We start from the raw sequence: 13,094 nt of genomic DNA on the forward strand, positions 1-13,094 counted from the left end.
TGGCGGGCAGTGGCTTTAACGCGACGGTACATTTTACCCATTCTGCGACATCATGCGAGGGTTTGGGGTAGAATGAGGCACCTTTTTTCTACCAGTTCCTTCAAATATGGCTGCTGATTTGAGCCTCCCAGAATGGGTGGAAAGCTATCTGCCTGATCAATACCGACCTATCACGCCGCTTTCCCTACAATCCCTTAGCGGCGATGCCGGCTTTCGCAACTATTACCGGGTGAGCTGCCATCCCACGTTACTGGCGGTTTCCGCACCTCCAGAGCATGAAAACAACGAGACCTTTGTCAATATTGCTTTGCTGCTCAAGGGCCAGGGTGTTCATGCGCCACAGATTATTGCCGTGGATTTCGAGCGGGGCTACCTGTTGCTGGAGGATTTTGGGGACCAGCTGCTGTTGCCCCTGCTTAATGAAAAGACAGTGGATGTACTTTATACAAAAGCCGAGTCGACACTGCTGGCTATTCAGCAGGTTGACGTTGCCGGTCATTTGATACCGATTTATGACCACTCGAGACTGTTGGCGGAAATGAACCTGTTTCCAGAATGGTTTGTCACACAGTTGCTGGGTGTCGAGCTCTCCGGTTCTGAGCAACAGCTGATAGACTCAACGTTTGAAATACTTGTTGATAGTGCGTTATCACAGCCAGCGGTTCTGGTGCACCGGGATTATCATTCCCGCAACCTGATGTTGCTGGGTGACAGTGATATTGGCGTGATCGATTTTCAGGATGCGGTCACAGGTCCGTTCACATATGACTTGGTGTCCCTGTTGCGGGACTGCTATATTCGTTGGCCCGCTGGAGAGGTTTCTAGGCGGGCGCTTAATTATTATCGGCGTGCAGTAGCTGCCGGCATCGCTACCCCGGTGTCCGACAAGCAGTTTTTTCGCTGGTTTGATCTGATGGGGTTGCAGCGGCATATCAAGGTCTTGGGTATTTTTGCCCGCCTGTTTTTGCGTGATGGAAAGGCGGGCTACCTCAATGACTTGCCTCTCGTTATCCGCTACACCCTGGAACAGCTGGACTCCTATTCGGAGCTGAAAGACTTTAGAGCCTGGTTTGAGCAGCGGGTGTTGCCTGTTGCAGAAAGCCAGTCCTGGTATCAGCCCTGGCAGCAGGCCGGTGACTCGCAACGGGAACTACTATGAAAGCTATGATTCTGGCCGCCGGATTTGGCGAACGCCTTCGTCCCCTGACCAATGACACCCCAAAACCGCTGTTAAAAATTGCCAACAAACCCCTGATTCAATACCACATAGAGCGCCTGGCAGCAGCCGGAGTCCGAGACCTGGTGATCAATACCTCCTGGCTCGGTGACCAGATCGAGTCGTTTCTGGGAGATGGTTCCCGGTTTGGTGTGGACATCAAGTGGTCCAGAGAAAGTGATCCACTGGAGACTGGCGGTGGTATCCGTCGGGCCTTGCCTCTGTTAGGTGGAGAACCGTTCCTGGTCGTCAACGGTGATGTCTGGACGGATTACCCGTTGCAGAATTTGGTGCAAAGGGAGTGGACTGAGGAAATGGATGCCCACCTCGTGTTGGTTCCCAATCCTGCCCATCACCCCAACGGGGATTTTGTCCTGGATAGCCAGCAGTGTGTCCGTTATCCCACAGAGGATCAGGCGACTTTCACGTTCAGCGGTATCAGCGTGATGAGGCCGGAAATCTTTGCCATGTACAGCTCGGCCAGTGAGCGTTTTCCAATCCGTGAAGTGTTGGCAGGGGGTATTCGCGATGGTTATGTGAGTGGTGAGGTATTTACGGGGACCTGGTGGGATGTGGGTACCTTGGAGCGCCTCGAAGCCCTCAATACACTGGTAACTGGTTCGGCGGTGGTGCCCGGAAAAAAGACTCTACTGAAGGCCGGCTAGACTGACGGTTTTTTTTCTTCAGGAGATTCGGGCTGTTCCTGAGTATCAGACGGCTTTTCCTGTTCCTGGGCGAAATGCAGTGCCATTTCGAATGCCTGATCGGTAAATGCCAGTACTTTGCTGAAACCCTCGTCTGAAAGTTTACGGGCGGCGTCGCGGTTGCGGTAGATTTTCAGCAGCTGGACTTCTCTCTCCGCCGTGATGACCAGACGATCGATGCCAATTTTTTCCAATAGCTCCGAAACACGCGGGCTGTAGGTCCGCACATATTTGACGATGAAGGGCAGCGGATCATTTCGGGAATAGAGGGATGCCAGCCTCAGAATGATCTCCAGGGGGAGTGCAGCTTTCCCCTCTTCCACAGCTTTAAGCAAGCTCGGGTCTTTCAGGTCGATGGCGCTGGCCAGCTCGTTAATGGTGAGTCCGGCAACCTCCCTGAGGTCTCGCAATGACCGCCCGGCTTTACCCATGCGCTCCAACTGCTCAGGTGATTGCATAATGGTTTTGGCAGCCTGGTCACGGGTTTTTTCGGCGGCGTATTTCAGTGCTGATGTGGATAGCTCCTTCCATCCATCCAGGAAAACACTCAAGCCTTCAAGTGCGCTCACTTCCTCTTCTTTGGGGTTATCGGGCTGTTTGCTCATGGGCTATCCTCGGTGAAAAGCGCCGCCATACCATGGCAGTATATACAAACTTCGGTGCGGGGTTGATTTGCTGTAATGTGTGTCACGGAGTTTGTTCAATGCGGTATTTGAATGAGGGGTAAACAATGAGATCTGTTTGGCGGTGGTGTTTTGTGGGCAGCCTCTGCGCCGTGCTGGTTATTATGTTGTTACCCTCGGGGCCTGGCAGCATGCTGCCAGGGCAGGACAAGGTGCTCCATGGTGTCACTTTCTTGCTGCTGTATTTGCTGGGCGCCAAAGCATTTCCCCAGGCGGGTTATCGGAACAAGCTGCTTGTGAGGCTGCTGGGCTACGGTATTGCGATTGAGTTGCTGCAAGGACTGAGTGGTTACCGATCAATGGAAGCCTGGGATGCAGTGGCGGATATGGCGGGATTACTGGTGGGGTGGTTATGGGTGCTCAAAAAGCAACCATCCCAGGGCTGTTGTGGTTAATCCCTGAGTGCCAGGCGCAAATTGGCAGGCTGTAATACCGGGCTGCCGCAAAACATCAGGGTCAGGGTGGTCAGGTCATCCCAGGGGTTGGCTGTGCGCATGCCCTTGATTGCCCGATCGATGCCACCGGCCAGTCGCAGCATCTGTTTCAGGTGATTGATCGGCAGGCGTTTCAGGGCCATCTTCACCGGACGTTTGCGCTTTTCCCAGACGCCGAGATTTTTTAGCACCCAGTCCATATGGTCGCCCGCATCCAATGATTCCCTGGCTTTGATCAGGGTGCGCAATTCACGGGCCAGGGCCCACAGAATCACCGTTGCATCGGTGCCCTCGTCTCTCAAGCCCCTGAGGTTGCGGCTGGCCCCCTGGGCATCCCCTTCCAGGGCCTTGTCGACCAGAGCAAAGACGTTAAAGCGGGCGCTGTCTGCTACCACGGTGGACATTGTTGCGGCATCGACTTCACCCTCGGGCAGCAGAAGTTTCAGCTTTTCGATTTCCTGCACGGCGGCCAGCAGATTGCCTTCCACCCGGTCGGCCAGAATGTCCACAGCCTGCCTGCTGGCTTGTATGCCGGCCTGCTGCAGTCGTTTGCCAATCCAGGCCGGTAGCTGACCTGGAGGTACGGGCCACGCCTGGATAAAGACTCCGGCAGCTTCGATGCTTTTAACCCATTTGCTGCGAGTGGCAGCACTTTCTAGTTTGGGGGTGATGATCAGTAACAGGTTGTCAGGGCTGGGGTTGGCCGCATATTCCTGCAATACCCTGGAGCCTTTGTCCCCGGGTTTGCCATTGGCAATGCGCAGTTCAATGATTTTTTTTTCAGCGAACAGGGACAGGCTATTGGCTTCGGTGAGTACGGTGTCCCAGTCGAAGCCCGGCTCGGCGTGGAGTAATTCGCGCTCGTTAAAGCCCTCAGCGCGTGCTGTATTGCGAATATGGTCGGCAGCCTCCTGAGCTAGTAGGGGTTCATCACCGCTAATCAGGTAGACAGGGGCCAACGGCCCCTGAGCAAGGTGTTCGGAAAGCTGCTCAGTTCGCAGCCGCATCTTGCTCCGCCGATGTGCTGGAGGCGGCCGGACGATTGGCGACGGCATTCAAGCGGATAATGATCTGGCGTACCAGGTCGTCACGCATTTCCCGCTTCAGCATCTGCGCTTCACCCTCTTTCGATTGCACATCGTTTTCATCGAAGTCGAAATAGCGTTCTGCCGTGAGTGTTGATCTGGGCAACAGGGTTTTACCATTACCGTCGAGAATCATGATGGTCACGTTTTCCGTCAACTGGTACTCGGAGACTCTGGCGCTGACACTAACAGAGCCGGTGCGGCGTCGGCTGCTTTGGTCAAGGATCACTACGCTGTACTGGGCCTTTGTGGCATTGTTTTCCACAACGACATCGTTGGCTTCCAGCGATCTGCTAAGGGAGCCGTAGAAGTCGTTGAAGCGATCTGCTGCACTGATGTGCACGCTGGAAATGTTGTTGACTTGTGCCGTGCCGCGCAGGTGCCAGCCACAACCGGAGAGGGTGGCGGCAACCAATAGACCTGTGATCAGCAGGCAGCTCAATTTTTTCATGGATAATCCTTAACGTCTTGCTCGCTCGCCCTGATTTGGCGGCTCTCAATTGGCAACAATATTCACCAGCTTGTTGGGAACGACGATTACTTTACGGATGGTTTGGCCTTCCGTAAAGCGAAGAACGTTCTCGTGGGCCAGCGCTGTTTCTTCGATGGACTCTCGGCTGGCCTCGACCGCGACATCAATCTGTGCCCGCAGCTTGCCGTTAACCTGAACCGCCATCTGGATAGTGCTCTTCACCAGCGCCGCTTCATCGACAACCGGCCAGGGGCTGTCGAGCAGTTCTTCGCTGTGTCCCAGAGCGTGCCAGAGTTGATGGGAGATATGGGGAACGATTGGCGCCAGTAGCAACACCGCAGCATCCAGGGCTTCTCTTTCCACTGCGAGACCATTGGCGGATTCCCTGTCAGACAGGCGGTTAAGCTCGTTGAGTAACTCCATTACGGCAGCAATGGCAGTGTTAAATGTTTGCCGGCGACCGTAATCATCGCTGACTTTGGCGATGGTTTCATGGGTTTTACGGCGCAGGTCTTTATGATTTTGCTCAAGGGCCTCGGCATTCAGCGGGGCTGGTGCGCCAGCTTGCAAGTGCCCATGGACCAGCTTCCAGAGCTTGCGCAGAAAGCGGTGAGCGCCTTCAACACCACAGTCGCTCCATTCCAGTGATTGCTCCGGTGGGGCGGCAAACATGGTGAATAGGCGTACGGTGTCGGCACCGTACTGGTCAATCAGTTGCTGTGGGTCGACGGTATTGCCCTTGGACTTGGACATTTTGGCGCCGTCTTTCAGGACCATGCCCTGACAGAGCAGTTTGGTGAACGGCTCGTCTGAAGAGAGCAGGCCCTCGTCGCGCATCAGCTTGTGAAAAAAGCGGGCATATAACAGGTGCAGAATGGCGTGCTCAATACCTCCGACATACTGATCAACAGGCAGCCAGTAGTTGGCCGCGGCGCTGTCCAGCATGCCGTCCTGATAATCGGGGCAGGTATAGCGGGCGTAATACCAGCTGGATTCCATAAAGGTGTCAAAGGTATCAGTTTCGTGCTCAACAGGGTTGCCGTTCAGCTCCGCTTTGCGCCACTGGGGATCGGCTTTGATGGGTGATTGTACGCCATCCATTTCCACATCTTCCGGCAGCAACACCGGTAGCCTGTCGGCCGGAACCGGAATTTCACCGCCATCCGGGAGATTAAACATGGGAATCGGCGCGCCCCAGTAGCGCTGCCGGGAAACACCCCAGTCCCGCAACCTGTAGTTGGTCACGATTTCTCCACAGCCTAAAGCTTCAAGCTTGGCGGCGATGGCATCAAAGCCCTCGGCGGGTGTCAGGCCATTGAAATCTTCTGAATTCACCATCGATACGTCATTTGCCTTGGAGGCATACCACTCGCTCCAATTTTGCGGGTCGAAGTGATGGTTACCACTATCGGTATGCTCAAAAACCTGCTTTATGGCGAGTCCATGCTTGTTGGCAAATTCGAAATCCCGTTCGTCGTGGGCCGGCACGGCCATAATGGCGCCGGTTCCATAATCCATTAGCACGTAATTGGCGACCCATACCGGTACGGGCTCTCCAGTGATGGGATGCAGGGCATTCAGGCCGGTCGCCATGCCTTTTTTCTCCATGGTGGCCATATCGGCCTCTGCCACGGATTGGGTTTTGCAGCTCTGGATAAATTCCGCCAGCGCCGGATTGTTTTTGGCCAGAGCCAGGGCGATGGGGTGCTCGGCAGCGATACTCGCGTAGGTGACGCCCATTAGCGTATCGGGTCGAGTAGTGTAGACCGCAAAGCTGTCGATACCTGCAACAGGGCTGTCCAGGTTAAAGCTGAATTGCACGCCACGGCTTTTGCCGATCCAGTTGCGCTGCATGGTGCGCACCTGTTCGGGCCAGCCATCAAGCCTGTCCAGGTCGTTTAACAATTCTTCGGCGTAGTCGGTGATCTTGATAAACCACTGGGGTATTTCCTTGCGCTCAACAGTGGTATCGCAGCGCCAACAGCAGCCATCAATGACCTGTTCGTTGGCCAGAACTGTCTGGTCATTGGGGCACCAATTTACTGCGGCCGTTTTTTTGTAGACCAGGCCTTTCTCGTAGAGCCGGGTGAAAAACCACTGTTCCCAACGATAGTACTCAGGCTTGCAGGTGGCTAACTCACGTGACCAGTCATAACCAAAGCCCAGGCGCTTGAGCTGGGCTTTCATGTAGTCAATGTTTTCGTACGTCCATTTGGCCGGCGCTGTCTGATTCTTGATGGCAGCATTTTCGGCCGGCAGGCCAAAGGCATCCCAACCCATGGGTTGCAGCACGTTTTTCCCCAGCATGCGCTGGTAACGTGCAATGACATCGGCAATCGTATAGTTGCGAACATGGCCCATATGCAGCTTGCCACTGGGGTAGGGAAACATGGCAAGGCAGTAATATTTTTCCCGGTCTGGCTGTTCAGTGACATTAAACGCGCCACTGTCGTGCCAGTGTTGCTGGGCGATTGTTTCAACTTCTAGGGGGTGGTATTGCTCTTTCATTGTTTGTCTTGGTGGTTGGGCCCAGGGCCGGAAAAGCCGCCAATTATAGGCTAAAGGGAACAGCAGACACAGCCCGATTGCTACTCGTCGTCAATAGCCTGCTTCAGTGACGGTTGCCGCTGCGTTGCTGGGTAAACGCAGCCATAAGAAGTGTCAGCAGGCACAGTGCCAAAACAGGCAAAGAACCTCTCTCTGTGAAGGGGGTAGTGCCGCGTTTTGGGGTCAGGTAGCCGCTGAGTGTTTGCCTGGAGTAGGCGGGAGCTTTGGCGACCACTTCCCCCTGGCTACTGATCAATGCTGTGATGCCATCGTTGGTAGCGCGAATTAAGGGTTTGCGGTTTTCCATGGCACGCATACGCGCCATCTGAAAGTGCTGGTGGGGGCCGATAGAGCGACCAAACCAGGTGTCGTTGCTTACTGTCAGCAACAGGTTGGTCTCCCGGGCAGAGCGGGCAACTAGGTCCTGGAAGACAATTTCGTAACAAATGGCAGTACCGATGGCGATGCCGTTGGCGGTAATGGGAGCTTGTGTCGCAGGGCCGGGGCTGAATGCCGACATCGGCAGATCAAAAAAGGCGATGGTACCCCTTAGCCAGCGCTCGAAGGGAACATATTCCCCAAATGGCACCAGGTGCTGTTTGTGATAAGTACCGCTGGCGATGCCCAGTCCGATGACAGAATTGAAGTACTGCTGGCCGAATGCGCGGGTTGGTATGCCAGTGATCAAACCAGTGTCCTGATCAATGGCTTCAGCTGCCATCTCTTTTAAAAATGGTTTTACTTCGTCGGAAAAAGCCGGAATAGCTGATTCAGGCCAGATCACCAAGTCTGCTCCAAGGAGCGGCTCAGTCTCTTCTCGGTATAGCGTCAGTATGTTGTTCAGCTGATCACTGTCCCACTTTACGTTCAGGGGGAGTGCTGGCTGCAGGATGCCGATTCTGAGCGGTTCCCCTACGGGCCGGGTCCAGGTTTCATTTTGTAAATACCAGCCTCCCAGCCAGAATAGCGCAATCAGAACAGCAAAATTGCTCAGGGTGAACTTCTGGCGGGGCAACACAATAATGCCTATCAATGAGCCGCTCAGCGCCGCAACCCAGCTGATGCCGAGAACTCCGGCAATGGGTGCCCAGCCAGATAGCCAGGTGTCGAGATGGCCGTAGCCCAGGTATAGCCAGGGAAAGCCGCTGAAGATCCAGCCACGCCACCATTCCCCCAATACCCAAATCGCGGGGAAAGTGATCACCATCATGCCCGCATGTCGGTTGAGCCCTGCACCGTAAAGTGTGAAGGGCACTGCAAATACCAGCGCCAGGGCGATGACAAACAGGCCGGTAAGTAATGAAGCCAGTAATACGGAGGCCTGGCCATGATCGTGAATGCTGACAAACACCCAAGAGGCGCCGCAACCAAACAGGCCTAGTCCGTAACAGAAGCTTCGCCAGAAAGAGGCGTTTGATGACAGCTGGCGGAGCAGGATTAGAAGGCCGGCTATCGACAGAAGGCCAACGGGCCACCAGTTCCAGGGCGCCATTGAAAAGGGCAGCATGACACCGAACAGCAGGGCGGCAATATGGCCTTTAAGGCCGGGATGCGAGGGGGTTGTGGCCATGGTGAACGGTCGTCCCTGAAGGAGTGGGTGGCTTAGTTGGCAATGCTCATTTCAAGCAGTTTCACCTGGCGACTGTCCCCTTCGGCGACGCGAAAAAGAAAATTGTCGACCCTGACGGATTCATCCACTTTTGGCATGCGGCCAAAAGCCTGGACGATAATACCGCCGATGGTGTCAAAATCTTCATCGCTGATACCGGTATCGAAATATTCGTTAAAATCTTCAATCGGGGTCAGTGCATCGACGAGATACGTCTTATCCGATTGCGGCCTGATCATGGCCCCTTCGTCTTCGTCAGTCTCGTCTTCGATATCCCCGACAATTTCCTCGAGGATGTCTTCAATAGTGATCAGGCCTGCAATGCCGCCATATTCATCGACTACAATGGCCATGTGATAGCGTTGTTCTCGGAATTCCCTTAACAGAACATTGAGTCGCTTGCTCTCTGGGATAATAGTAGCGGGGCGGACGACTTTTGCCATGTCGAAGTTCTCCCGCCCGGTGAGAACCAGTGGCAATAATTCCTTGGCCAACAGGATTCCAGTAATATCGTCAGCATTGTCACCGATAACCGGAAAGCGAGAGTGGCTGGAGTCGATGACCAGCTTGAGGATGTCTTCCAGGCTGGCGTCGTGCTGGATAACCACCATCTGGGAACGTGGGATCATGATTTCCCGGACCTGTTGATCCGAGACATGCAATGCCCCCTCAATAATTTCGAGGGCATCGTGATCGATAATCTTGTTTTCGTAAGCAGCCCGCAGAGTACCTGCGAGCTCATCCCGTGATTGCGGCTCACCGGAGAATGCGTTGGCCAGTTTGCCCAGCCAGGTTTTTTCCTGTGAGCTACTCGAATCGTCGTCAGTCATTTGGGTTCTTCAATTGCTCTTGGATAGGGTCTCTTCGTAAGGAGGAGGAAATCCTAGGCCTACAAGTATATTGGTTTCACGTGTTTCCATCACTTCTGCATCGTCATCTTGTACATGGTCGTAGCCGATCAGGTGCAGGCAGCCATGAATAACCATATGCGCCCAGTGGGCCTCAGCAGTTTTGGTTTGCTGGATGGCTTCCTGCTCGACCACCGGCGCGCAGATGACCAAGTCACCCAACAGCGGCAGATTGAGTTCATCCGGAAGGTCAGCCGGAAACGATAATACATTAGTGGGGCCGGTTTTGTGACGGTAATGCTCGTTGAGCTCGGCGCTCTCGGCTTCATCAACGACTCGAACGCTTAATTCCAGCGCCCTGTCAATGTCGTTGAGAGCGGCAGATGCCCATTGGAATATCTGGTCCTCGTTTGGCACCCTAACAGCAGAGGAGACGTTCTCCATATCCAGGGTGAGTTCCGTCACGGTTGTTCGTCGCCTGCCTCACTCTCATGGATGTCATAGGCATCTACAATCTGCTGGACGAGGGGGTGGCGGACCACATCCTTGGAGCCGAAGAAAGTGAAGCTGATATCCTCAACGTCCTTCAGGACCTGGCACACATGCAGCAGGCCTGACTGGCTGCGGCGGGGCAGGTCAATTTGTGACGTGTCACCGGTAATGACCGCAGTGGAACCAAAGCCGATACGCGTCAGGAACATTTTCATCTGCTCACGGGTGGTGTTCTGGCTTTCGTCGAGAATAATGTAGGAATTGTTCAGCGTGCGGCCCCGCATATAGGCCAGTGGTGCCACTTCAATCACGTTGCGGTCGATCAGTTTGGCGACGGTCTCAACGCCGAGCATCTCATACAACGCGTCGTATAGCGGGCGCAGATAAGGATCGACTTTCTGGCTCAGGTCTCCGGGTAAAAAACCCAGCTTCTCACCTGCTTCAACGGCAGGGCGCACCAGCAGGATGCGTTCGACTTCATCACGCAACAGCGCTTCTACTGCACAGGCGACCGCCAGGTAGGTTTTACCCGTACCCGCAGGCCCGACGCCAAAGTTGATATCGTGGGTCTGTATAGCCCGAACATATTTCTGCTGGCTCGCCCCTCGCGGCTTGATGTTGCCTTTCTTGGTGCGGATGACGGTAAAGCTTTCCACGTTTTCTCCATTGGGGGCATGTATCGGGGTATTGGCAGCATAGTTTTCCATAGGCATCTCTGTGTTGGATTGCTGGATGGCAAGATGAACCTGATCGGGTGTCAGATCGCCGTTGCTGTTGGTTTCCTGATAAAGGTTGTGTAGCAGCTTTCCGGCCGCCTGGGTTGTTCTGTTGTCACCATAAAGTGCAAAGACATTGCCGCGGTTACGAATTTCAATATTCAACCGCTGTTCTATTTGTTTAAGGTGTTCGTCGAATTGGCCGCAGAGTGTTGCAAGTCGTCGAGTATCGCTAGGCTCGAGAGTAATGGTGTGTACTGCTGTCAGTTTATTCAAATTTGCCAATAGGCCGCCCTCTGCGGCAGTGACTTTTACTTAGCATATCCCCTTTGGTAAGACCTGCAAATACTTTTAAGCGGTGTTTATATACAAAAATACGGGCAACTAGGAATTTTTATATATTTTCAGGTTATTTGTGGGTTATGCCAGCATGCCCCGTAACGAATTGGGCAGGGCTTCTGTAATGGCAAGTTCTACAAATTGGCCGATCAGGCTGTGGTCCTGGCTGGGGAAATTCACCACCCGGTTATTTTCTGTGCGGCCCTGGAGCTGGCCGGGGTCCTTCTTGGATATGCCGGTCACCAGAACGGACTGCTGGCTGCCGACCATCTCTTCACTGATACGCATGGCGTTCTGGTTGATACGGTTCTGCAAAATTTGCAGGCGCTGTTTTTTCACTGCTTCAGGGGTTTCATCTGGAAGATCTGCGGCAGGGGTGCCGGGCCGGGCGCTGTAGATAAAACTGAAACTGTGATCAAAGCCGATATCGTTAATCAGCTTCATGGTGTCCTCAAAATCTTTCTCCGTTTCTCCCGGGAAGCCCACAATGAAATCGGATGAGATGCTGATGTCCGGGCGGATTTGCCGTAACTTTCGAATTTTTGACTTGTATTCAAGGGCGGTGTGCCCGCGCTTCATGGCAGCCAGCACCCGATCAGAACCACTCTGCACTGGAAGGTGTAGGTGGCTGACCAATTCTGGAACCTGGGCATAGACTGCAATCAGGCTGTCGGAGAACTCAACCGGATGAGATGTGGTGAAACGAATACGGTCAATGCCGTCGATATCCGCCACATAGGTGATCAGTTCAGCCAGGTCGCAGATATGGCCGTCGGGCATTTCTCCACGGTAGGCGTTCACATTCTGGCCCAGCAAATTGATTTCGCGGACACCTTGCTTGGCCAGATGAGCGACTTCGGCCAGAACATCCTCAGCGGGACGACTGACTTCCTCGCCACGGGTATAGGGCACCACGCAGAAGGTGCAGTATTTTGAGCAGCCTTCCATTACTGAGACAAAAGCGCTGACACCGTCGGCATCCGGTTGGGGCAGTCGGTCAAACTTTTCGATTTCCGGGAAGCTGATATCGACAATGGTTGTGCCGTCACCCTGTTTTCTCTCGGACAGCATTTCCGGCAGTCTGTGCAGGGTTTGGGGGCCAAAGACGAGGTCCACATAGGGTGCACGTTTGGCGATGGCCTCACCTTCCTGGCTCGCCACGCAACCGCCGACGCCAATGACGAGGTCGGGATTTAATTCTTTCAGGTGTTTCCAGCGGCCCAACTGGTGAAATACCTTCTCCTGCGCTTTCTCGCGAATGGAGCAAGTATTAAGCAGGATGACGTCGGCTTCTTCCGGATTGTCCGTTGACACCATCTGATAGCTATCACCCAGCAGATCACGCATACGCGATGAATCGTACTCATTCATCTGGCAACCGTGGGTCACAATGTGCAGCTTTTTAACGTTCTCTTCAGGCATGGTGAGGACAAGTGTTTAATTTATGGGCAATTGCTCGGGTCGCGCATTATAGCGATGGACGTGGAGGAAGCCCATACACATCGGGGTGATTGGATGAAATTTGCACAAATTGTGGTATTCTCTCGCCCCCTTGAATAACCGTTGGACAGACAAGCGACATGGCTTCAGCTCCCATCTACAAAATCATGTTTCTCAACCAGGGCGAGATGTATGAAATCTATGCTCGGCAAGTCTACCAGAGCGATCTCTGGGGATTTCTTGAGGTTGAAGAGTTTGTGTTTGGCGAGCGCTCACAAATGATCGTTGACCCGGCCGAAGAAAAACTCAAAACTGAATTTGCATCGGTGAAACGAAGCTTTATTCCTCTGCATGCCGTGGTGCGTATTGATGAAGTGGAAAAGGAAGGCGCTTGCAAGGTGAGCGAGGTAAAAGGTACCGGCAATATTACGCCGTTCCCTTACCCCAATCTGGTGCCAAACCCGAATAAAGGCGACTGAACAATATCAGGGTTCGCGAATAAAAAGGGC

General features: G+C 53.9%; 13 protein-coding genes. 4 read left to right on the top strand and 9 right to left on the bottom strand.

Going from position 1 to position 13,094, the window contains the following annotated elements; genetic code table 11:
* Positions 1–118: 118 nt before the first annotated feature.
* On the top strand, positions 119–1,159 hold the full coding sequence (locus ACYZYZ_RS01475; RefSeq protein WP_461482984.1) for an aminoglycoside phosphotransferase family protein: 1,041 nt from the start codon (positions 119–121) through the stop codon (positions 1,157–1,159).
* Positions 1,156–1,881: an N-acetylmuramate alpha-1-phosphate uridylyltransferase MurU gene (gene murU, locus ACYZYZ_RS01480; protein ID WP_305169765.1), complete on the top strand. Its 726-nt coding sequence runs from the start codon at positions 1,156–1,158 to the stop codon at positions 1,879–1,881. The genes ACYZYZ_RS01475 and murU overlap by 4 nt, the downstream gene beginning before the upstream one ends.
* On the opposite strand, the gene ACYZYZ_RS01485 is transcribed toward murU, so the two are convergent.
* The gene (locus ACYZYZ_RS01485) at positions 1,878–2,525 is read right to left on the bottom strand and encodes a helix-turn-helix domain-containing protein (protein WP_461482985.1); all 648 of its coding nucleotides are present in this window, start codon (positions 2,523–2,525) and stop codon (positions 1,878–1,880) included. The two genes, murU and ACYZYZ_RS01485, sit on opposite strands and share 4 nt — an antisense overlap.
* A 125-nt stretch (positions 2,526–2,650) precedes the next feature.
* On the opposite strand from ACYZYZ_RS01485, the gene ACYZYZ_RS01490 reads away from it, so the two are divergent.
* On the top strand, positions 2,651–2,998 hold the full coding sequence (locus ACYZYZ_RS01490) for a VanZ family protein (protein WP_461482986.1): 348 nt from the start codon (positions 2,651–2,653) through the stop codon (positions 2,996–2,998).
* Here ACYZYZ_RS01490 and holA read toward each other — a convergent pair.
* The 8 genes from holA to miaB all read right to left on the bottom strand — a co-directional run bounded on the left by holA (position 2,995) and on the right by miaB (position 12,567).
* Entirely contained in the window at positions 2,995–4,044 is a 1,050-nt protein-coding gene (holA, locus tag ACYZYZ_RS01495; RefSeq protein ID WP_305169769.1) for a DNA polymerase III subunit delta, read from the bottom strand. The genes ACYZYZ_RS01490 and holA overlap by 4 nt on opposite strands.
* The gene (locus tag ACYZYZ_RS01500; protein WP_461482987.1) at positions 4,028–4,573 is read right to left on the bottom strand and encodes an LPS-assembly lipoprotein LptE; all 546 of its coding nucleotides are present in this window, start codon (positions 4,571–4,573) and stop codon (positions 4,028–4,030) included. Before ACYZYZ_RS01500 ends, holA begins: the two co-directional genes overlap by 17 nt.
* Before the next feature lie 45 nt (positions 4,574–4,618).
* The gene (gene leuS / locus ACYZYZ_RS01505) at positions 4,619–7,102 is read right to left on the bottom strand and encodes a leucine--tRNA ligase (protein WP_461482988.1); all 2,484 of its coding nucleotides are present in this window, start codon (positions 7,100–7,102) and stop codon (positions 4,619–4,621) included.
* A gap of 103 nt (positions 7,103–7,205) precedes the next feature.
* Complete coding sequence (gene lnt, locus ACYZYZ_RS01510) at positions 7,206–8,711, bottom strand: apolipoprotein N-acyltransferase (RefSeq protein WP_305169772.1); 1,506 nt, start codon at positions 8,709–8,711, stop codon at positions 7,206–7,208.
* A gap of 32 nt (positions 8,712–8,743) precedes the next feature.
* Positions 8,744–9,580, bottom strand: coding sequence for an HlyC/CorC family transporter (locus ACYZYZ_RS01515; RefSeq protein WP_305169773.1), 837 nt, complete (start codon positions 9,578–9,580; stop codon positions 8,744–8,746).
* Positions 9,581–9,589: 9 nt separating this feature from the next.
* The gene (ybeY, locus tag ACYZYZ_RS01520; protein ID WP_461482999.1) at positions 9,590–10,042 is read right to left on the bottom strand and encodes an rRNA maturation RNase YbeY; all 453 of its coding nucleotides are present in this window, start codon (positions 10,040–10,042) and stop codon (positions 9,590–9,592) included.
* A gap of 17 nt (positions 10,043–10,059) precedes the next feature.
* Positions 10,060–11,082 (bottom strand): PhoH family protein, encoded by a 1,023-nt coding sequence (locus tag ACYZYZ_RS01525; protein ID WP_305170147.1) that lies wholly within the window; start codon positions 11,080–11,082, stop codon positions 10,060–10,062.
* Between the two features lie 144 nt (positions 11,083–11,226).
* The gene (gene miaB / locus ACYZYZ_RS01530; RefSeq protein ID WP_305169775.1) at positions 11,227–12,567 is read right to left on the bottom strand and encodes a tRNA (N6-isopentenyl adenosine(37)-C2)-methylthiotransferase MiaB; all 1,341 of its coding nucleotides are present in this window, start codon (positions 12,565–12,567) and stop codon (positions 11,227–11,229) included.
* A gap of 158 nt (positions 12,568–12,725) precedes the next feature.
* On the opposite strand from miaB, the gene ACYZYZ_RS01535 reads away from it, so the two are divergent.
* The gene (locus ACYZYZ_RS01535; protein ID WP_305169777.1) at positions 12,726–13,064 is read left to right on the top strand and encodes a DUF1820 family protein; all 339 of its coding nucleotides are present in this window, start codon (positions 12,726–12,728) and stop codon (positions 13,062–13,064) included.
* Positions 13,065–13,094 lie beyond the last annotated feature (30 nt).

This window comes from Porticoccus sp. (genome assembly GCA_023261185.1).
Taxonomy (GTDB): domain Bacteria; phylum Pseudomonadota; class Gammaproteobacteria; order Pseudomonadales; family Porticoccaceae; genus Porticoccus; species Porticoccus litoralis.

Coding starts and splice junctions, on each gene's coding strand:
- ACYZYZ_RS01535 (WP_305169777.1), top strand. CDS start 12,726: ATGGCTTCAGCTCCCATCTACAAAATCATGTTTCTCAACCAGGGCGAG.
- ybeY (WP_461482999.1), bottom strand. CDS start 10,042: ATGGAGAACGTCTCCTCTGCTGTTAGGGTGCCAAACGAGGACCAGATA.
- murU (WP_305169765.1), top strand. CDS start 1,156: ATGAAAGCTATGATTCTGGCCGCCGGATTTGGCGAACGCCTTCGTCCC.
- lnt (WP_305169772.1), bottom strand. CDS start 8,711: ATGGCCACAACCCCCTCGCATCCCGGCCTTAAAGGCCATATTGCCGCC.
- ACYZYZ_RS01485 (WP_461482985.1), bottom strand. CDS start 2,525: ATGAGCAAACAGCCCGATAACCCCAAAGAAGAGGAAGTGAGCGCACTT.
- ACYZYZ_RS01490 (WP_461482986.1), top strand. CDS start 2,651: ATGAGATCTGTTTGGCGGTGGTGTTTTGTGGGCAGCCTCTGCGCCGTG.
- miaB (WP_305169775.1), bottom strand. CDS start 12,567: ATGCCTGAAGAGAACGTTAAAAAGCTGCACATTGTGACCCACGGTTGC.
- leuS (WP_461482988.1), bottom strand. CDS start 7,102: ATGAAAGAGCAATACCACCCCCTAGAAGTTGAAACAATCGCCCAGCAA.
- holA (WP_305169769.1), bottom strand. CDS start 4,044: ATGCGGCTGCGAACTGAGCAGCTTTCCGAACACCTTGCTCAGGGGCCG.
- ACYZYZ_RS01500 (WP_461482987.1), bottom strand. CDS start 4,573: ATGAAAAAATTGAGCTGCCTGCTGATCACAGGTCTATTGGTTGCCGCC.
- ACYZYZ_RS01515 (WP_305169773.1), bottom strand. CDS start 9,580: ATGACTGACGACGATTCGAGTAGCTCACAGGAAAAAACCTGGCTGGGC.